This is a genomic window from Methylobacterium oryzisoli (assembly GCF_046557895.1).
GTDB classification, from domain to species: Bacteria; Pseudomonadota; Alphaproteobacteria; order Rhizobiales; family Beijerinckiaceae; genus Methylobacterium; species Methylobacterium oryzisoli.
The window spans coordinates 214,095-235,390 of the sequence record NZ_JBKIBX010000004.1; the positions used below are offsets into that span (position 1 = coordinate 214,095).

Here is a 21,296-nt window from a genome sequence, read left to right on the forward strand (position 1 = left end):
GGCGGCGAGCGCCGCGGGCGACCCCGCCGTCCCCGCCTCTCGGGCCGCGTCGCGGGCCGCCTCGCGCAGGAAGGCGCGGAGGGCAGGGACGGCGCGCAGTTCCAGAAGCGTCGTCGCCCGCGCCATCTCGCGCAAGGTCCCGCGGCCGTGCGACGGCGGGGCGGCGGTCTCGCCCTCGAAGGTCTCAAGCTCCGGATCGTAGGTGAGAAGGCGGCTTGCCATGGGCCCGTCTCCCGACCTCCCGCTGCGGGTTTCGAGCGGCGGTCGAGAGGGCTTGCGCAAGCAGCATGCCAAGACTTAAGCTATTGTGCTGATTATAATTCCGTCCGGAGAGCGATTGCTCTGGACGAAGCGTTCTTCGCCCATCGATGCCGTTCCCGAAGCGCCCTTCGCCGACAATCGCTGGGTCCCGGCCGCCGCGACGTCGAGGCCATCAGCCTTCCGGAGTACGAGGCGCTCATCGGTGCGCGTTCGCTGCAAGCCCAATCCCGCCACGGTCCGAGCGAGGCGGCGTGTCCGTCGGGCTCGTGACGGCTGTGAACGGCGGAACTGAGCAGGCCGCGGGCCGGACAGCGAGGATGAAGGCGGCGCCACAAGGGCGAGGCTGACAGGGTGATCGGCGCTCCGGGTGACGCTCTCGATGGCGCAGCCCGGCAGGGGGAGGGGAGGATCATCCCGTCCGTGAATCAGCCAGCGCCGCCCTCGTCACCGCGACCGTTCCACGCAAAGTGCGGGGGGAGCCACCAGAAATGGGAGTGGATCAGGGGAGCGATCTCACGCTGATCGCAAGACGAACCCGCACCGGCCCGTTTCAGGCCGCCACACCGGCCGCGCTGCGCCACGTCCCGAACGCCTTGGCCCGGAAGGGCCGGCGCGCTCAAGCCGAGACGAGTGGGCCTCCGCAAATTCCCGGGCGCGCCAACGTGCCAAACCCCTCCGGCGGGAACTCGCCATGGCTGCAGACGTAAACGCCTCATGAGCGAAGCGTCACTTCAGGCCGTGGTACCGGCGGATGCTCGGACGGGCACATCTTTCCTGCCCAGCGACGAGCACGAGGCCCTCAGGCTCGCTGTCATCACGCTCGAGAGCCCCAGCTTGGTGGCTCGCTTCTCGAACTTCGCGGGTCGGCCTGTTGAGTTGATCGGGCACGTACTCCCTCGTGCCGCCTCGAAAATCATCGCACGGGCCAGTCGCGCGGCTCTCACGTCCGCCCTGCGTCTTGCCCTGACGACCCTGCCCAACGTCCCTGCCAAGCGCGGTCTTCTCATTCACAAGGCCCTGGCCGCTACATCCGGTGCACTGGGCGGTGCGGTGGGTATCGTGAGCCTGCCGCTCGAGCTGCCGATCGCCACGGCCCTCATTCTCCGCGCCATCGCTGAGATCGCCCAGTCTGAAGGGGAGGATCTGGCGAGCCCGGACGTCGCTCTTGCCTGCGTGCAGGTGTTCGCTCTCGGAGGTGGGCAGTCCGAGAACGACAACCCCGCCGAGAGCAGCTACTTCGCTGTCCGCGCGGCGTTGGCGCAGTCGATGTCCGAAGCGGCCCACTTCGTGGCCGAGCAAGGCTTCGTCGGGCAGGGTGCGCCTGTTCTCATTCGGCTCGCGGCTGAGATCGCTTCGCGCTTCGGGGTGGTGGTCTCCCAGAAGCTCGCGGCGCAAGCACTTCCTTTGGTCGGGGCGCTCGGAGGGGCTGTGGTGAACACGGTCTTCATGGATCACTACCAAGACATCGCCCATGCGCACTTCACTGTTCGGCGCCTCGAGCGCATCTACGGCAAGGAGAGGATTCGATCTGCATACGAGCAGCTCCGATTGAGCGAGCTCGATCAGACGTCTTGATTGCCCCATCAGGTTTCAACGCGCACCCCAGGGCTGTCGCCTTTCCGGTCAACCGGCCGGCCATCACATGTGCCGATGACTACGGCGCGCGGCGCAAAACATTCAAAGAGCGGGATCCGATCGCGTTGCATTCGGACCCCGCTCTCAGTCTTCGATAGGGTCGCATTCTCAGCGCCGGATCGGTCACCACTTCGTCGCAGAAAATGCGGCAAAATCAAAAACCTAGAGCAGGCTTCACGTTTCAACCTGATCGAAGCCTGCTCTAGGTGACGATGAAGTGTGCGGCGGTGAGGGCGGCCCTGTTGTCGAGGGTCGCGAATTGCACGGCCTCCGCGGCCGAGCCGCTGCCATCGGCATCGTAGAACAGCGCTCCCACCGTGCCGTCGTACAAGATCCGATCACCCTCGTCCGCCGCACCCAGACCCAGATCCGCGAACGCATCCGCGGCCAGGGGGCCGCCCGTCAGGGCTGTGAAGATGCGGGCATCCAGGTTGATCACGTCGTCGGTCACGGAGAAATCGGCGATCGAGTCGACGTTGTCGGAGCCGAGTGTCGCGCTGAACCGGAATGTGTCGGCACCCGCGCCGCCCGTGAGCAGATCATCGGCCAGTTTGCCGTCCAGCACGTTCGCGCCGGCGTCACCCGAGAGGCTGTCGCCGAAGGCGCTGCCTTCCAGGTCCTCGATCGACAGGAAGACGTCACCCGTCGCGTCGCCCCGATTGCCCGTGGCATCCGACAGATCGACGGTGACGCCTTCGCCGGCCCACCGGTAACTCGCGGTATCGCGGCCACCGCGCCCGTCGAGCAGGTCGGCGCCGCGCTCGCCCATCAGAAGATTGTCTCCGTCCGTTCCCCGCAGCACGTCGTCGAAGAAGCTGCCGGCGAGCCCTTCGATGCTCTCGAACGTGTCATCCGCCGCGTCGCCGGTATTCTGCGCAGGATCGGTCAGATCGGCGGCCACGGCCGTGGCCGAGTACCAATAGCCGACGAGATCCTGCCCCTCGCCACCCACGAATGTGTCGGCACCCTGAAGGCCGTACAATTCGTCATCGCCCGCTCCTCCGGACAGCCGGTTGCTCCCGGCCGTGCCCTCGAGGATGTCGGCGAAGGCGCTGCCGATCTGATTCTCGATGGAACGCAGCGTGGCCGTGGGATTCCAGTTGCCGGAGACGTTGGCCTCCCAGAGCGGCTCGCTCGAGAACCAGGCGAGGCCGTTGCCACCGTCGCGTACGTCGATCCAGACGGCCTGGGCCGCCTGAGAGAAGTCGACCGCATCGACCCCCTCGCCGCCATCGGCCGTCTCGGCCTCGGCAAGAACGACGAGCAGGTCGTTGCCCTCGCTGCCCTGAAGCGTATCGAGCCCGGCACTGCCGATCAGGGTGTCATCGCTTCCACCACCCGTCAGAAGGTCGTCGCCTCCGAGTCCGTCGATCACGTCGGCGAAGGCCGATCCGGTGAGTGTGTCGGCATTCTCCGTCGCGCGCAGGGCGTCGACGCCCCGCACCTCCTCGATGTTCCTGAAGCTGACGCTGCCCGTGAAGAGCGCCGCGCCGCGCGAGCCCGTGAAGGCAACCGAGCCTGCCGCGGCGTCGTAAGCCGTGACGGTGACGCCGGTGAGATCGAGGATGTCGTAATCGTCACCGCCATCCGCGATGTCGGCTCCGTTGCCGTCGATCACGATGGTGTCGTTGCCGAGTCCGCCGAACACTTCGTCTCGGCCGTCTCCGCCCAGGAGGACGTCGCCGTCGGCCCCACCCTCGAGCGTGTCGTCACCAGCACGGCCTTCGAGCCGGTCGGCGCCGCCTTCGCCTCTCAGGTGGTTGGCGCGGTGATCCCCGTAGAGACCGTCCGCCGCCTGACTGCCGGTGACGTTCTCGAAGCCGCTGTAGCGCAGTTCGCCGACGGTGCGGGTCTGGCCCAGATCGGGCTTTGGCAGGACCGGAAGCACCGGCTTCATGGGAAGCTCGGGGTCGATCGGGATCGGGAAGCTCGGGATGGTCGGCAGCTTGGGAACGAAGAGGTTGCCCGGTAGCCCTGGCAGGGATGGAAGTGTCGGGAGGCCGGGAAGCTGAACCAGCCCGACCCCGGCGTCGACCTTCGTCTCGTCGGCACCCAGGAAGCCTGCCTGTGCGGTCGCGAAGGTGTCGAGGACGGCCTTGTCGCCGACCAGAGGCATCCTGGGCGAGCCCGGGGCGGAGGTCGCCATGTCCGCGCGCGCGAGGTCGAACCGGTCGGCAAGCGCGAAGCGCGGCGTCGTCGTGGTCAGCGACGACGTCCCGATCGCACCGACGATGGAGACGTGGTCGGCGGGCGTCAGGTCGAGGAAGTCTCTGAACAGGAACTCCGGATAGATCGGCTTGCCGGCCGGCTTGGCGATGGCATCGAGGATGCTCCAGGAGAAGCTGGTGCTACCGGCGGCCAGCGACAGGTCGACCGTCACGCCCTTGCGAAGCGTCGACAGGGTGAGCGTGTCCGTGCCGCTGCCGCCCTCTGCCACGGTCGTCCCGAAGATGTCGGTGACCCGCACGAGGTCGTTGCCCTGGCCGCCGCGCAACAGAGCGTCGCCGGCCCCGTCGTGAAGGATGTCGTTGCCCCGGCCGCCGTCGAGCATCGTCCCGTCGAGGCTGCCCGCGATCAGCACGTCGTTGCCGTCGCCGGCATAGGCTTTCTCGATCGTGTCGCCGGTGATCGACAGGCGGCGGCCGTCGAGGCGGCTCGTCCCTTCGCCACTCAGGTCGATCCAGGAGTTCGACTTGATCGCCGCAGCGTTGAGGATGTCGATGCCCCCGTCCTTGTCGGCGAGGCGCCCCCGCGCCGTGCCGCCGAGTTCGCCGAAATCCTCGGTGTAGACGTAGAGGGAGTCCCGGTTGGTCGGATCGGCATTCTTGGTCTGCCCGGCCACGCTCAGGCGGATCTCATCGACGGCGCCGGTGTCGCGGGCCCAGGTGTCGCGGATCACGACCTGCCACTCGCCGCCGCTGTCCTCGCCGCGGAAGGCATTGCTGAGGAAGGTCAATCGCCCCTCGACGTCCATCACGGCGCCCGTCGAGTCGGCGCCATTGCCGTCGTTGTCGAGGACGCGGCTGCGGGTGCCGTCCGGTCGCACGATCTCGATCTGCAGGTCGCGCAGGCGCTCATGCGCGATGTCCAGATCGAGCGTCACCGTCTCGACGGAGACGCCCTGACGCAGGAAGAACGAGTAGGTCAGGTCGCCCGTGCCGTCCGGAATGGTGGCCTGCCATTCGGAATTGGGCGGATCGACCAGCGCCGATGCGGTGAGCACGGTCTGGTTCGCGCTGGTATGCTGTCCCTCCCAGGTCTCCGCGAGGCGGACAGCCGCGTGAGCGTCGAGATAGCCGAAGCCGTAATCGTTCGAGAAGCGGTGGCCGCCGCCGTTCCAGTTGGTGGCATTGTTGATGGTCCAGCTCGCGTCGGTGACAGGCGGGCCGACGTGGCGGGCGGAGTGGGCCAGGATGTCGGCGACGTCCCGCCATCCGAGCAGGGGATTGGCATCCAGCAGCAAGGCGGCGACGCCCGCGACGTGCGGCGCGGCCGCGGAGGTTCCGCCGAAGCCGCCCGGCTGCGGGCGCAACTCGTCGATCGCGCCGTCGCCATCATTGTCGGTGATGCCGTCGGCGTTGCTGTCGGCGACATCCGCCGCGACGATGCCCGGATTGCCCGCGGACCGGGTGGGGGCGGAGACGAACACGTTGGCACCGGCATTCGAGCCCTCGTAGAGGGCACCCGTCGAGCCAACGCCTGCGACCACGATCGACCACGGATTGCCGGCGTGAATGCCGTTGCCGTTGGCATTGAAGTCGTTCGCGCGATCGTTGCCGGCCGATGTGACCAGGATGGTTCCGAGCCCGCCGCGACCGAACCGGGCCGCATCGGAGAGCCCCTGCCACATGGCGGCCCCGCGAGCGTCGTTGAGGTCGTTGGCGAAGTTGAAGCTGTATCCCCAGCTCTGATTGACGACATCGAAGTTCAGGAGCGCATCGACGGCGGCTTGGTACTCAGCGTCGCCGGCGCCCTGGATATCGACGCCCGTCACTTCGGCCCCGTAGGCGACGCCGACCATGCCCGCACCATCGCGTTCCGCCGCGATGACGCTCGCCACGGACGTGCCGTGATAGGTCTGCCCCATGGTCGGAATCGAACTCGCAAAGGCCGTTTCGAGCGCTGCTTCGTAGTTGCCGTCGAGCTCCTGATGGGTGCGAAGGACGCCGTTGTCGAAGACGCCGACATTGACATTGCGGCCTGTGTAGTCGCGCCAGACGGTCTCCACATCGATCGACCAGGGACTCGCATCGCGCAGCTGCCACTGGTTGGCGAATTGCGGATCGGTCGGCGGGCCGAAGATCAGAGACCAATCGAACGACGGTCTGGTGATCGCGTCGGCCAAATTCGGCCGAAGCAGCAAGCTCGACAGGCTTGTGCCGGTCCTGACGAGGTCGAGATAGAGGCTCGGTTCCATGGCGGCTCTCCTCTGCACAACCCAGACACGCAAGGCTTTGAGCAGTAGAAGAGGCTGCCAGAGGTGGCTCATCCGTGCCGTGCGTCAGTGCACTTCATCACAGACAGCAGCATCAAGGAGAAGCCGAGTGCTCGAAATCATTCGGAATGGCTTGACTATTCGTGCCGCGGCAGGTTTGAGGCGGCCCTTGCCATCAGCGAAAGGCGGGATGGGCCGGCTCGCCCGCACCCGGGAGCGGCTCGGAAAGCGAGAACGAAGGCGTGCGCTTGGCACTCAGCTGCGTCGAGATCGAGACGACGGTTGAATGTGCGCTCCGCGGGGCCTTGAAACGTCCCACATCCAGAGCCGGATAGGCATCGCTCGGCCCTCCGGTTGCGCGCGCCGCCGCGCCGCCGCGCTTCCTGCTCCGGGCTGGTGCTGTGGGAGAGCAGGATCCATCTCCCATGCGGCCTGTGAGCGCCGGACCAACCGAGGAGACTTTGGTGTCGATCGCAGGATGTAATCTTGGCTTCGATCAAGTGCAGGCAGCGCGGAATTCTTGACACTATTTCGATCGAAAGATACACAGCGACGCACGCGGTGTGATTGAGAGACGCGCCATGGCTGAGACCATCGAACGGCGAAGCTTTCTCAGGGCATCGGCAGCCCTCGCGGCGAGCGCTGCCGCGGGGTTCTCCTGCATCGAGATCGCGTCCGCGGCGCCCGTCGCGGTGCCGACCGTCGATGCGCTCGCGCTCCGGGTTCTGATCGACTCCGCCCACGACCAGTTCCTCAAGCCGGGCACCGTCCAGGGCGTCGTACATCAGCCGCCCGGCAGCGGGCGCGGCAGCGATTATCGCAAGGTTCTGCACAATCAGTGGGGCCTGTCGCTCTTCGCCGAGTCGCAGCGGAAGGACGAGACCAGGACGATCCTCCTCGATTTCGGCTACACGCCTGACGCGCTCCTCAACAACATCGAGCTCCTGAAGGTCGATCCGACCAAGGTCGACGCCCTGATCGTCAGCCACGGGCATCACGACCATTACGGCGGCCTGATCGGCTTCCTCGATCGGTACGGCGCGGCCTTGTCCCCGGACGTGAAGCTGTACGCCGGTGGCGAGGACAATTTCTGCCACCGGCTCGTGCCGAGCGGCACCACCGGCCAGTTCACGGATTTCGGACAGCTCGACCGGCGCGAACTGGCGGCCCGGCGCATCACCACCGTCCTGTGCGAGGCGCCCACGGTGATCGCCGGCCACGCCTTCACGACCGGGCAGATCAAGCGGCGCTCGATCGAGCGTGTCCTGCCCAACACCTTCGTCGAGCGCGGCATCAAGGATGGGCTCGGCTGCGATGCCGGCCACTACGCGGCGGCGGAACTGGAGGGGAAGATCATCCCGGACGAGCACGTCCACGAGCATGCCACCTGCTTCAACATCAAGGATCGGGGCCTCGTCGTCATCAGTTCGTGCGGCCATGTCGGCATCGCGAATTCGGTCCGGCAGGCGCAGGAGGTGTCAGGCGTCGAGAAAGTCCACGCCATCGTCGGTGGCTTCCATCTCGGCCCGGCCCCGAAGGAGTATCTCACGCAGGTGGTGGCCGAGATCGCCAAGCTGCAGCCCGACGTCGTGATCCCGATGCATTGCAGCGGCTTGAACTTCGTCCTCGAAGCACAAGCCCAGATGCCGGGGAACGTGCTCGTCCCGACGACGGGCAGCCGCCTGCGCTTCGGTGCGTAGGGCCGTCCTGCTGGCGCTGCTCGCCGTCCTGACGGGCGCGTTGGCCGGGGCTGCGCAGCCGGCACGCCGGTCGGCCGCCGAACTCATGGACGTGCTGATGTGGAACCGGGAGCCGGTCGGTGGTCCCTTCGCGCTCGTCGATCAGGCCGGACACCGGCGCACGCAGGCCGATTTCGGCAGCAAGATCCTCCTCGTCTATTTCGGTTTTACCTCGTGCCCGGACGTGTGCCCCACCGACCTCATGGAGATCGGCCGGCTCTTGACCCTGCTCGGCGACCGGGGCGAGGCGATCCAGCCGCTCTTCATCACGCTGGATCCCGAGCGCGACACGGTCGAGCGTCTGGCCGAGTACGTGCCGAGCTTCCATCCCCGGCTGATCGGTCTCACGGGCAGTTCCGACGCCATCGGGCAGGCCGCCGCCGCCTACAAGGTCTATCACGAGCGGGTGCCTCTCGGCGCGGACGACTACACGATCGACCACTCGGCCTTCATCTACCTGATGGACCGGTCGGGACGGTACGTCGGCTTCTTCCCACCGGGAACGTCCGCCGAGCGGATGATGACGATCCTCAAGCCCCTGCTCTAGAAGGCGCGATACCAGAGCGGTGCGGGCCGCTCAGGCTTGTAGCAGACGTAGCCGTAGGGCCCATACCAGCGACTGCCGACACGACAGGGCGCCAGCGGCCGGCGGCACGCGCCGAGACAGACCGGCGGGCCGGCCAATTCCACGGCCGGAGACCAAGAGGCGTGTCGGGTCGGGCCAAACTCCGCGCCCCCGGCAGAAACCTGCCCAGGCAGGAGTGCACCGACGCCGAAGACCATGGCCGCAACGGAACCGGCTATTCTCGATAGCGCCATGTCGAGACCTCCCTGGCAAAGATCGGCCGGGCCGCAAGACGTGACTTTGTGGCCCCATTCATCCAACGTCTCAGAAGCGAGACAGTTCATAGGACTTCGGCGGGTTCGCCGACCAATCACCGATGCGGCGACATCGAGGGTGGGAACGAGGATTGCGTCGCCGTCCGGGTGCCTGGCAGCCGTGTCCGAATCCGGCGCGCCCGGTTGCTACACCGATCGACGGCCGCTTGTGTCCCGGGTCACGCGAAAGTCACGAGACGACCGTTCGGCTCAGACCTCGCGCGCGCCCTGGCCGTCGACCCGCCGAAGGTCGCGCCGAACACTTGGTCCGATCGGGGCCGCGCCAGATCGATCCGCCTGTCGACTGCGTCGATCTCAGCTGAACGGTGCAACCTCCCGGTCTGCATCGGCTCACGCGGGCACCGCCTGAACTCAAGGCGCCAGTGCAAATTGTATGACCACATCCTGCAACTGAGAGAGGCAGACGACGCAACGACTTGGATCTAGTTGGTAACCAAATGTTAACTATGCTGGTCGAAGGGTGCGAGGCAGCAATTCGGCCGAAGCACGACCAAACGGATCCGCCATCGATGGACAAGCCGGGCAAGTTCTCCCTGCGGGGCCTCGTGGCGGCGATGTGCGCGCTCTCGGCGCTGGCCGGCGGCCTCGCCGCGCTCTCGCCGATGATGGCGCCCGAGCGCGACCCGACGATGCGCCTGGGGCAGGAGGCTCAGCGCGGGGCACAGCTCCTCGCCGACCGGCTCAATGGCGCCCTCCTGGCCGTATCGCGCGACGTTGCGCTGGCGGCCGAGAACGTCCTCCTGCGGCCCGAGACCGACCCGGCGGCGATCCGTGACTATTTCGCGCGCTGGCGCAGGCTGCACCCCGAATACGCCGACATCCTGCTGGCCGACCGCACCGGCGCCGTCCGCGCCACGGCGAGCGGGCAGTACACGGCGGCGAATGTGTCGGGCGCCGGCTGGTTCTCCCGTGGCCTGTCCGGCCCCGTGGTGGCGGATGCGAGCGAGCGGAGCAGGGCCGGGATCGAGGCGCCGCGCAACACCATCGTGGGCCTGCCCGTCCCGGGTCCGGATCGGTCCGCCACCGGGGTCCTGGCGATCCAGCTCACGCCGGACTGGATCGAGACGGTCACCGACGCCGCGCGGGCGGACCTCGGCGAGGGCGGGCGGGCGCTGCGCTTCACGATCTTCAATGGGGCGGGCCGCCCGCTGCTGCGCTCCGGCGAGCCCGCATCCCAGGCCGGGACCGAGGGTCCGGAGGCGGTCGCGCCCCTTCCCGAGGCCGAGGGCGCCGGTCTCGGTTGGCTGGTCGCCGCCCGGGCGGTCGCCGGCCCCGGCGGCCTCCCGCAGCCGGGCACCGGGCCGATGCTGATCCTGTTCGCGGACGCGGTGGCTCTGGCGGCGCTCCTCGGCTGGATGCTCGGCGGTCGCCTGAGCCGCAGCTTCGCGCGCCTGGGCGAGGCGGCCCGGACGGGGGTGTCCGGTCCCGCCCCCGATCAGTTCCGGGTGGCGGATCTGCGCGCCCTGGCCGCGGCGGTGTCTCAAGCGACCGCCCGCGGTCAGAGCCGGGATCGCCTGCTCCAAGACACGCGCGCCGCCCTCGTGCGGGCACGCAATCGGATCCGGTTCATCAAGGCCGTGACCGGGACGACCTGCTGGGAAGTCGACCTTGTCGCGGGCCAAGTGGCCTGGACGGACGCCGCCGGGGAGCGTGGCGAGAGCGCGTCGGAGCGGGTCTGCGCTCTCGAAGAAATCCTCTCCCACGTCGTTCCCGAGGACCGGGATATCCTCAGCGGAGCGATGCGCGGCGTGCTGACGGGGGAGGGCGGCATCCGCGACGTCGCCGTCAGGACCCTGCCCGCCGACGGCGACGCGCTGGGCCGGCGTCTGATCCTGCGCATCGCCCGCGCGGCGCAGGACGAGACGGCCGGTTCGCGGCTCCACGTGCTCAGTCGCGAGATCGGCGTCGCCGCCCTGCCGGCGCCGGCGGCCGTCGAGCCGGACGCCCGCAGCGACGCCGCGCCTTCCGCGCTCGAGCGGCGCAAGGATCCGCTTACCCGCGCGATCGTCGACAGCATCGTGCACGACATCAACAACGCGCTCACCGTCGTGCTGACCGCGATGGGAGCGGCGCGCGCCGGCTATGCGGCGGACACCGCGACGCGGCGCTGGGTCGACATGGCCTTCCGGGGCGCCGCCCGCGGCGCATCGATGACGCGCCGGGTCACGGCGCTGAGCCGGCGCGAAGCGCCGCCCGTCCGGGAGACCGACCTCGCGGCGATCCTCGATGACGTGATCGAGTTCCTGCGCGGCACCGTCCTGCCGGGTGCGGCCGTGGCCGTCTCGAAGAAGGCGGAGCTGCCGCGGCTCCTGTGCAGCGAGCGCGAGGTCGAGATCATGATGCTCAATCTCGCGGTCGACACGAAGGCCTCCCTGGGGGCCGACGACATGGCCACGATCGTGGTCGAGACGTCGCACGGGCTGGCCGACCCCCCGATCGGCCAGCGCGCGGGCGTGCGGATCGCCGTCTCGGTCCCGGGCCGCTTCATCGAGGGAGGCGGGACCGCGGCCGTCCGCCAGATGATGGAGGAGATCGGGGGGGCGGTCAGCATTGCGCCCTCGACGGTCACGCTGTGGATTCCCGGCTCCGAGTTCCAGCCCGACCAAGCCCGCTCCGCAACCCGGCGGGGCGCCCAGCGCGTTCTCATCGTGGACGCCGACCCCCTGGTGCGCTCCGCCACGGCCGAGGCCCTGGCCGAACTCGGCCACATCGTGATCCAGGCCGCGAGCGCCGATCAGGCCTTCGGGATCCTCGCCGAGCGCCGGAACATCGACCTCATGCTCTGCGACTATCTCCTGCCCGGGACGAATGGCCTCCACCTTGCCGGCGTGGTCTCGCGCACACACCCGTCGATCGAGATCGTCATCATGGGCGTGCGCGGCCACCTTCCGGCGAACGCGCAGGCGTTCCGCAACCTCCACAAGCCCTTCGGCCTGGACGAACTCGGGCGGATCTTCGACGAGGCGCCGGTGTCGAGGGTGCGCGCCGCCTGAACACTTCCCGGAGACGGAGAGGGCGGGAGGCCGCCCCGCACCAGGGCTCGCCCCGCGACGGGGAGGGCCCGAACGATCGGCAGCGCTCCGCGGCCAGATATGCCAACGCATATCGCCGCGGTTCGAAGTGTTGCGTCAATCCAACTTCAAGACCGAAGCAGACGATCCAAATATAGCCGACTGACAAGATGTTGCCCGTTCGGCACATATCATAGTAATGCGGTCACACCCGCTAGCCATGCCGCCTCGCACCCGCTTAATATCGACGGGTCAGCGAATCGCGCGCGATCCGACCTGACACAAGAGCGAAAGGTGACGTCGTGTCTGCCAAGAAACTGATCCGGTCGTGCGCCGTGGTCTTGACGGGAGCGCTCGTCACGACGGACGTCTGTTTCGCGGCCGATTGGTACACGGGGAAAGAGCCGGTCGTGGCGCAGGACGACTGGATCGTCGCGGTCGATGCGGCCGCCACGGTCACGTCGAACAGCTCGGCCTTCGGCGCCGTGACGGCCACGATCGCCCCCGTGAACACGCTCACGGAGAGCGGACCGCGCGTGCGCCTCCAGAACGTCACGGGCGTGTATTCCTACCCGGACACCGCGAACGGGCGCACCGTGCGCGGATTCCAAGAGGAGGTCTCCGCCCTCTTCGGCTACGAGTGGATCTGGCAGCAGGCGGCGATCGCCGGCTACATCGGCTTCAACGTGCGCCACAACGAGCTGTCGATCCCGGATCCGGGCAACCCCGTGGTCGGCACCGGCGTCGGCGCCAAGATCGCGGCCGACATCTACCTCAACCCGACCGTCGACACGCTGTTCGCGGCGAACGCCTCCTATTCCACGCTGTTCCGCGCCTATTACGCCCGCGTGAGAGCCGGTGTCGCCGTGGCCGATGGCGTGTTCATCGGGCCGGAGGCGACCTTTCTGGGCGACGCTTTCTTCAACCAGTGGCGGGTCGGCGCGCACCTGACGGGCTTCCTCGTCGGGCCGGTCAAGTTCTCGCTCGGCGCCGGATACGCCTACGACCGGGTCCAGAAGGGCGGCTACTACACCAGCGTCGAAGCGCGCGCGGCCTTCTAGGTTAATAAAAAGTTTCAGCACAGAGAAGACAACACGAGTCTCGGCGCTTCCGTTACGTCTCGTGGCACGAATCGGCGTGAATTTTGCGGAAGGATGCGGCGACACAGCTGTGTCTTGTTTTGAAGCAGGAGATGGGATCCGTGTCTGTTGTCATCGCGCGAGCGCTGTGGCTGGCCAGCGTGGCGGTCGTCCTCGCCCTGCTGGTCCAGCCCGTGGGAACCGCGGTCCAGCTCGAGATGAGCCTCGGGGCGATCGCCCTGATGATCCTCGCCTGGGCCTTCCTGCGCGGGCGCGTCGCCCGGTCGGTGTTCCTGGCGATCGGCAGCCTCGTCGTGCTGCGCTACCTCTACTGGCGCGTCTCCAGCACCCTGCCGCCGACGAGCGATCTGCTCGGCTTCGGCTGCGGCGTCGTCCTGCTCGCGGCGGAACTCTACTGCTTCTACATCCTGGTGGTCAGCCTGATCGTGAACGCCGATCCGGTCTCGCGCGCACCGCCCCAGATGGCGGACGACGACGCCCTGCCGACCGTCGACATCTTCGTGCCGAGCTACAACGAGGACAGCAACATCCTGGCGGCCACGCTGGCGGCGGCCAAGTCCCTCGATTACCCCGCCGACAAGCTGACGGTCTGGCTGCTGGACGACGGCGGAACGGAACAGAAGTGTTCCGATTCGGACCGCACCAAGGCGGTCGAGGCGCGGACGCGACGCGCCACCCTGCAGAAGCTCTGCGAGACGCTGGGCGTCGAGTACCTCACGCGCCGCCGCAACGCCCACGCCAAGGCGGGCAACCTCAACAACGGCTTCCAGCACTCGCGCGGCGAGATCGTCGTCGTCCTCGACGCCGACCATGTTCCCTTCCGGTCCTTCCTGCGCGACACGGTCGGGCACTTCGCGGCCGACCCGAAGCTGTTTCTGGTCCAGACGCCGCACGCCTTCCTCAACCCGGACCCGGTCGAGCGCAACCTGCGCACCTTCGACCGCATGCCCTCCGAGAACGAGATGTTCTACGCCGAGACGCAGCGCGGCCTCGACAAGTGGAACGGCTCGTTCTTCTGCGGCTCGGCGGCCCTGCTGCGCCGCCGCGCGCTTGAGGAGGCCGGGGGCTTCTCGGGGATCACCATCACGGAGGATTGCGAGACCGCCTTCGAGCTGCATTCCCGCGGCTGGACCAGCCTCTACGTCGACAAGACGCTGATCGCCGGCCTGCAGCCGGACACGCTGACCGCGTTCATCGGCCAGCGCTCGCGCTGGTGTCAGGGCATGCTGCAGATCATGCTGCTGAAGAACCCGCTCTTCAAGCGCGGTCTCAAGCCGATCCAGCGGCTCTGCTACCTGTCGAGCATGACCTTCTGGTTCTTTCCGCTGCCTCGACTCATCTTCATGTTCGCCCCACTGCTCTACATCTTCTTCGATCTGAAGATCGTGGTGGCCAACGTCGACGAGGCGATCGCCTACACGGCGACCTACATCGTCGTCAATCTGCTGATGCAGAACTACTTGTACGGTCGGCTTCGATGGCCGTTCGTGTCCGAACTCTACGAGTACATCCAGGGTCTGTTCCTGATCCGGGCGACCGTGGCGGTGATCCTGTCGCCCCGCAAGCCGCAGTTCAACGTCACGGCCAAGAACGTGACGCTGGACCGCGACCAGCTCTCGCCGCTCGCGCTGCCGTTCTTCCTCGTCTTCGTCGTGCTGCTCGCCGGCGCCGTGGTGTCGGCCTATCGCTACCTCTACGAGCCGGGCATCACCGACCTGATGCTCGTGGTCGGCTTGTGGAACCTGTTCGGCCTGATCACCGCCGGAGCGGCTCTCGGCGCGGCGGCGGAGCGCCGCCAGACCGAGAAGACGCCCTCGCTCGCCGTGCAGCGCCCGGCGGTCCTGACCCTCAACGGGATGGCGATCGACGTCGCGGTCGAGCGCATCTCGGCCGAGCGGGCGCGGATCCGTATGGACGCGATCGTGCCGATGCGGCGCGACGACGACGGCAGCATCGGCACGCTGGCGATCGCGCCGCGTCCCGACCTCACGGAGGCGCAGGCGCGGGCGGCGATCCGGGCCCGCGTCGCCGGAATCGTTCTGGTCGGGGAGGAATCGGTCTGCGACGTCGTGTTCGAGGACATGACGCCCGCCAGCTACTACGTCCTCGCCGACCTGATGTACGGCGACGCCGAGGCGATGCGGCGCTTCCAGCAGCGCCGACGCAACCACAAGAACCTCCTCGCCGGAACCCTGCAGTTCATCGCCTGGGGCATCGTCGGTCCCTTGCGCGCGCTGGTCTGCCTGGTCTCCGACCTCGGCGCGCGCGCGCCGCGGGAGACGGAGGCGGAAGCGGAGGTGCCGCTGCCGCGCGAGGCCCGCATGCACCGGCGCCTCACCGCGAATGCGCGCGGCGCGCTCACGCCGGTCCCGGACGCCGCCCTGGCGCGGGCTGCCGAGACGGCCGCGCCGCCGCGGCCGGCCGAGGCCCCGGGTGCGACGCCGGCGTGGCTGACGATGATGCTGGAGGCGGAGAACGCCGCGCTCGCCCACAACCGGGGCCGCCGCCAAGCCGACCTCGACCCCTCCGCGCAACCGAGCCTGGGGTGAGGCTGCCATGCCCGCAGATCGTTTCTTCCGCCCCGCCACGACGAGCGCTCCCGCAGCGCCAAGAATCCTGCGCCGGCTCGGCGCCGCGGCCCTCCTCGCGCTCGCCGTACCGCATGACGCCGGCGCGCAGGCCTTCCTCGGGCGCGGCGCTCCCCAGGCCCTCGCCGTCCCCGGAGCCGAGACGCGCCCCGATGTGCGGGACGCGGCCGTCCGCCCAGCCGCACCGGCACCCGCCCCCGAGGTCTCGGCTCCCCCGCCGCTCACGCTCGTGCCGCAGCGACCGCTCCCGGCGACGCGCAGCGGGCTGCGCCTGAGCGGCGAGGAGAGCAGCCTGCAATGGCCGGTCTATCTGACGGAGGCCGAGGCGCAGGAAAATCTGCGCTTCCGGATCGGCTATCTCGCGGCGATCTCGGTCGTCCCGGAAACCTCCTCCCTGACCCTGACGATCAACGACACGGTGGTCGGCCGCTCGGCGATCCGCGCGCCCGGCGCCGTGAAGCTCGTCGAGTTCGACCTGCCGCCGGGGCTGCTGAAGCCCGGCTACAACGCCGTCTCCATCACGGGCGTCCACCGCCACCGCGTCGACTGCTCCCTGCCGGCCACCTACGAACTCTGGACGCAGATCGATCCCTCGTGGACCGGCTTCGTGCTGCCGCCCGGCAGCGGTAGCGCCCAGGGCCTGCGCGACCTCGCGGCGGTTGCGCCCGACGCGCGCGGCACGGTGCCGATCCGCGTGGTGCTGAGGGACAAGCCGACCTTCGAGGTCTTCGAGCAGGTCGTCGGGCTCCTGCAGCGCGTCGCCCTTGCGGGGGGCTACACCCACGTCTCCGTCGAGTTCGGCCCGCCACGGCAGGGTCCCGCCGGCCTCAACCTCGTGATCGGCAACCCCGAGGACCTGCGCGAGGTCGCGCGCATCGGTCCCGGCGACGTGGCGAGCGGCCAGCCGCTGACCTTCCTGCCGGCCGCGACCGACCGAGCCGCGACCCTGGTCGTCCCGGGCAGCAATGCCGCCGACATCGCGGCCGCCCTCGAAGCCGTGAGCGCCTCCGCCGCCCATGCCGCCGCGGGCAGCGCGCCCGGCCTGCGGATGCTCGCCCTCTCGCGCGGCACCGAACTGCGCGGGGGCGAGACCCTGCGCCTCGCCGATCTGGGCGTCGCCAACCGCGAGTTCACCGGCCGTCTGTTCCGCACGGGTTTCGACGTGGTCCTTCCCGCCGACGTGATCACGGCGGATTACGGCAAAGCCGTCCTGACGCTCGAAGGCGGCTACACGGCCGGGCTCGATCCGCGCGCGCACGTCGTCATCGACGTCAACGGGCGCAACGCCGCCAGCACACCGCTGCCGCGTGCCGAGGGCGAGATGTTCCGGGACGCGCAGGTCGCCCTGCCGCTCGGGCGCTGGCGCCCGGGCCGCAACCGCATCGACATCTCGGCGTACCTCCCCGCCGCGCAGGACCGCGTCTGCAGGGAGGACGAGGTGGAGCCCAAGCGCTTCCTCTTCCTCAACGAGACGAAGCTCTCCCTGCCGCGCCTCGCGCGGGCCCTGCGCCTGCCGGATCTCGCCGCCACCGCCAGCAGCAGCGCGCCCTTCGTGGGCTTCGCCCGGCGGCCCCGGCTCGTGGTGCCGACGCCCGATCGCGACAGCATGGGGGCGGCCGTCACGATGGCGGTGCACCTCGCCCTCGCGGCGGGCCGGCCCGTGAACTTCGAACTCGCCAACGAGCGGCCGCTGGAGGGCCGGACGCCCACCCTGGTGGTGGGGCCGGTCCGCTCCCTGGACCCGGAGGTGCTGCGGGCGGCCGGGCTCGACCCGCAGCAGATCCAGCAGATCTGGCAGGGGCGGGCCGTGCCGGTGGGCGCCGAGCCGGCGAAGGCTCCCGCTCCGGCCGAGGGGCTGAGCCTCGACCGGCTGCGCACCAACCTCTCGCCGGCCTGCGCCCTGCCGGCCGCCACCTCCCGGAGCCTCCCGGTGGTGCAGCGCACCCGTCCGGGACCCGCGCGGGTCCAGGCCGCCGATCTCGCCTCCAGCTGGGGGGCCTCGCTGCGCGGGACGAACACGATCGGGGACAGCCTGTCCACCGTCGGCGCCAAGCTCGGCGCGGCGGCCCAGGACGCCTACGCGGCCGCCTCCCGCTGGACCGAGACGCAGGTGCGGGAGGCCGAGATCGAGGTGGATGCGCGCGCCTCGCTGATCGTCGGCCAGGGCATCGGCGGACGCGACGTCGGCTCCCTGCTCACGGTGGTCACGGCGCCGACCGCGGCGGCGCTCCAGGCGTCCGTGACCTGCCTCACCTCGCCGGCCGTATGGGATCGGCTCCAGGGCCGGGTCGCCGTCCTCGATGCCAACGACGGGTCGGTGACGACCTACGAGGCGGCGCGGACGCACATCGTCGAGACGACGCCCCGCACCTTCGAGAACCTACGGCTCATCGTGGCCGGCTGGTTCTCCAGCAACCCGTCGACCTTCGCGCTGATGCTGTTCGCGGCGGCCGTGAGTCTCGGCCTCACCACTTCGGCCATGCTGCGGGGCGTGGGACGCACGAGCACGGAGCGCCGCGACGAGGGCGGCCATACGACCGGAGAGCGCCGATGACGACCCTGCTCGCCCGCCTCACCGCGGCGCTCCTCGCCGCGAGCGTCGCGTCGGCCGCCACCGCGCAGCAGCTGCGGCCCCCGGTCGAGCCGCCCGCCCGCACCGCCGAGCCCGCCGGACGCGCCGGCGAGGCCGCCCCGCTCCTCAACGCGCTCGGCAATACCGCCGCGTGGCGTGCCTACAAGGCCCGCTTCGTCTCCGACCAGGGCCGGGTCGTCGACACGGCCAACGGCCGCATCAGCCACAGCGAGGGCCAGGGCTACGGCATGTTGCTCGCCGTCGCGGCGGGCGACCGAGACACCTTCCAGCGGATCTGGGACTGGACCCGCGCCAACCTGGCGGTGCGCGACGACGCCCTGCTGGCCTGGCGCTGGGAGCCCGACAAGCGGCCGGGCGTCGCCGACATGAACAACGCCACCGACGGCGACATCCTGGTGGCCTGGGCGCTGATCGAGGCCGCGGAGGCGTGGTCGGACGAGGGCTACCGCCTCGCCGCGCGGCGCATCGCCGTCGATGTCGGCCGGCGGACGGTCCTGTTCAAGACCGAGGGCCCGCCGCTGCTCCTGCCCGGCATGGCCGGCTTCTCGGCCGAAGACAGGGCCGACGGCCCGGTGGTCAACCTGTCGTACTGGATCTTCCCCGCCCTCGCGCGTCTGCCCGCCGTGGCCCCGGAATTCAACTGGGCCCGGCTCTCCGCTGCCGGCCTCGACCTCGTGCTTCGCGCCCGGTTCGGCGAGGCGGCGCTCCCGGTGGAATGGACCTCGCTGCGCGGCGAGCCGAAGCCGGCCGCGGGCTTTCCCGCGGTCTTTTCCTACAATGCGGTCCGGGTGCCGCTCTATCTCGCCATGGCGGGCGTGACGGAGCGCCGATACTACGCTCCCTTCGTCAAGGCGTGGAGCGAGGTCGAGGCTGCGGGCCTGCCGATCGTCGATGCGGCGAGCAACGACGTGGCCGGACGGATGCAGGAGCCCGGCTACCTCGCCGTCGCGGCGCTGACCGCCTGCGCGGCCGGCACGGCGTCGCCGCCCTTCGCCCTCCCGGACCCTGGCTCGCAGCAGAACTACTATCCCGCCACGCTCCAGCTCCTGGCCCTCGCCACCGTGAACATGAGGTACGCGTCATGCCTGGGGCGCTGAGCTTCTCCCGACGGACGGCCCGCCTCCGGACGGCCGCGCCCCTGACGGCCCTGCTCGTCCTGGCTGCTCCGGGCTCCGTAACGGCGCAGGCGCCGAACGCCCCGGTGGGCGTGATCCAGCTCGACGAGCGGCGTGCACCCGTGATCCTGGGCAGGGACGGCGCCGCGACGCCGGATGGGGAGATCATCGACGAGAGCGCGCTGCGGTACTACGCCTCCCTGAGACAGACCGAGCGCGTCCAGGCCGAGATCGCCCGGCTGCGCCGCCGCTATCCGAACTGGAAGGTCCCCACCGACCTCGACACCCTCAAGCCGAGCCCGCCCGAGGAAGCCCCGATGTGGGACCTCTTCACGGCCGGCCGGTTCGGCGATCTGCGCGCCGCGATCACGGCGCGCCAGGCGATCGATCCCGGATGGCAGCCGTCCGAGGATCTCGCCCGCAAGCTCAACCGCGGCACCCTGCGCACCGAGGTGAAGGCGGCGGCGCGCGAGGGCGCCTGGACCGACGTCATCGCGCGGGTGCGCGCGATCCCGGACGCCATGCGCAGCCCCGACATCGACATCGCGTGGCTCGTCGCCGAGGCCTATGCGCGGACCGGCGATACGGGGCAGGCAGCGGGCCTCTACCGGGGCATCCTGGCGAGCCAGCGGGAATCCGCTCTGCGCCTGGCGACGATCCAGAAAGCGATGGCGGTCCTGCCGATCGCCCAGGTCGAGCCACTCCTCGCCCTCGGCCAGCCCGCCGCCGACGGGACGAACGAGTTCGCGGCGCTCCGCCTCGACGTCACCCGGGCCCGGATCGTCGCGGTCCTGCACGACGAGGCCGTCGGGCGCATCGAGGCGGGCGACGTCGCTGCGCTGAGCGACCATGTCCGCCGGCTCGGCGATCCGGACCAGCTCAGCCTGCTCGGCTGGTACGCCTATCAGAGGCGCCAGTTCCGGGAGGCCCTGGACTGGTTCAAGGCCGCGATCGCGCGGGGAGGCGGGGCCACCGTCGCGACCGGGCTCGCCCTCGCCCTGCGCGAGGTCGGCCAGGAGCGCGACGCCGAGGAGGTGGCCTATGCGTGGCGCGCCGCCTCGGTCACCAACACGGCGCTCTACATCGACATGATGGAGCGCCGCCTGACCCAGGTGCCGGTGGCGACGCTGGATGCGCCGCGCCTCGACCGCTTCGCGAAAGTCGTCCTGGCGACGAGCTCGGGCGAGGGGGCGCAGGCGCTCGGCTGGTACGCCTACAACGCCTGCCAGTTCGATGCCGCGATCGAGTGGTTCGAGCGGGCGACCGCCTGGAAGCCGCGCGAGGCGGCCGTTCTCGGCTACGCCCTTTCTCTGGCCCGCCAGAAGCGCACGCGCGACTCCCTCGACGTCGTCAACCGCTACGACGGCCTGTTTCCCAAGCTCGTGGACCTCGTCTTCGCGGTGCCGGAGGAGGGCGCCGATCCGGGGCCCTGCGCACCCGCCCGCGCCAATCCGCCCCCGCAGCGCGCCGTGATCAGCCAAGCGACGGCCCGCGTGCCGAAGCCGGCGGGCGGTGCCGGGCTCCAGCCGCAGGCGCTGCCCGTGAAGCGAAGCGACTTCCCTCACCCGGTCGCGGCCGAGAACCCACTGCGCTTCACCACGCTGCCGAGCGGCCTCGATCGGGGGCGGGAGGGCGATTTCCTGCGCGAGACGAGAACAGCGCCCCCCCTGATCGCGCGCCGCGTGCCGGGGGTCGGGCCGATGCCCTACGAACGCTACGGCTACTCGCTCCTGCCGGGCTGGAACGGCGCCGACCGTCCCACCCTGCAGGGAGGCCTGCCGCCGCCCGCGATCGGGACCCTGGCCCACGCCGACCAGGCAAACGCCCCCTCGGGCGGCCAGCGCCTGACGCAGACCCGCGACGGAGACCGTTTCGGCCCCTTCGACGCCCCGCCCGCCGCCGTGCGGTGAGGCCGATCT

11 protein-coding genes are annotated in these 21,296 nt (G+C 69.7%); 9 read left to right on the forward strand and 2 right to left on the reverse strand.

Features of this window, described 5'->3' with window-relative positions; all coding sequences use genetic code 11:
- On the reverse strand, positions 1–222 hold a 222-nt coding region (locus tag ACKUB9_RS06470), incomplete at its 3' end, for a hypothetical protein (protein ID WP_410825781.1).
- A gap of 753 nt (positions 223–975) precedes the next feature.
- Between ACKUB9_RS06470 and ACKUB9_RS06475 the strand changes: the two genes are divergently transcribed.
- Complete coding sequence (locus ACKUB9_RS06475; protein ID WP_407520372.1) at positions 976–1,836, forward strand: EcsC family protein; 861 nt, start codon at positions 976–978, stop codon at positions 1,834–1,836.
- 262 nt (positions 1,837–2,098) lie between these two features.
- On the opposite strand, the gene ACKUB9_RS06480 is transcribed toward ACKUB9_RS06475, so the two are convergent.
- Entirely contained in the window at positions 2,099–6,313 is a 4,215-nt protein-coding gene (locus ACKUB9_RS06480) for a S8 family serine peptidase (protein ID WP_407520374.1), read from the reverse strand.
- Positions 6,314–6,912: 599 nt separating this feature from the next.
- Between ACKUB9_RS06480 and ACKUB9_RS06485 the strand changes: the two genes are divergently transcribed.
- From ACKUB9_RS06485 to ACKUB9_RS06520, 8 genes are all read left to right on the forward strand, one after another.
- Positions 6,913–8,031 carry an MBL fold metallo-hydrolase gene (locus ACKUB9_RS06485; protein ID WP_407520377.1) on the forward strand — a complete coding sequence of 373 codons (1,119 nt, stop codon included), beginning with the start codon at positions 6,913–6,915 and terminating at the stop codon, positions 8,029–8,031.
- On the forward strand, positions 8,024–8,617 hold the full coding sequence (locus tag ACKUB9_RS06490; protein WP_407520379.1) for an SCO family protein: 594 nt from the start codon (positions 8,024–8,026) through the stop codon (positions 8,615–8,617). The genes ACKUB9_RS06485 and ACKUB9_RS06490 overlap by 8 nt, the downstream gene beginning before the upstream one ends.
- 862 nt (positions 8,618–9,479) lie before the next feature.
- Entirely contained in the window at positions 9,480–11,963 is a 2,484-nt protein-coding gene (locus ACKUB9_RS06495) for a response regulator (RefSeq protein ID WP_407520381.1), read from the forward strand.
- A gap of 353 nt (positions 11,964–12,316) precedes the next feature.
- Positions 12,317–13,042 carry a cellulose biosynthesis protein BcsS gene (gene bcsS, locus ACKUB9_RS06500; RefSeq protein ID WP_407520477.1) on the forward strand — a complete coding sequence of 242 codons (726 nt, stop codon included), beginning with the start codon at positions 12,317–12,319 and terminating at the stop codon, positions 13,040–13,042.
- Between the two features lie 131 nt (positions 13,043–13,173).
- Entirely contained in the window at positions 13,174–15,630 is a 2,457-nt protein-coding gene (gene bcsA / locus ACKUB9_RS06505; protein ID WP_407520384.1) for a UDP-forming cellulose synthase catalytic subunit, read from the forward strand.
- Between the two features lie 7 nt (positions 15,631–15,637).
- Positions 15,638–18,223: a cellulose biosynthesis cyclic di-GMP-binding regulatory protein BcsB gene (locus ACKUB9_RS06510; protein ID WP_407520386.1), complete on the forward strand. Its 2,586-nt coding sequence runs from the start codon at positions 15,638–15,640 to the stop codon at positions 18,221–18,223.
- Entirely contained in the window at positions 18,220–19,359 is a 1,140-nt protein-coding gene (locus ACKUB9_RS06515) for a family 8 glycosyl hydrolase (protein WP_407520389.1), read from the forward strand. The genes ACKUB9_RS06510 and ACKUB9_RS06515 overlap by 4 nt, the downstream gene beginning before the upstream one ends.
- Entirely contained in the window at positions 19,344–21,287 is a 1,944-nt protein-coding gene (locus ACKUB9_RS06520) for a tetratricopeptide repeat protein (RefSeq protein WP_407520392.1), read from the forward strand. The genes ACKUB9_RS06515 and ACKUB9_RS06520 overlap by 16 nt, the downstream gene beginning before the upstream one ends.
- Positions 21,288–21,296 lie beyond the last annotated feature (9 nt).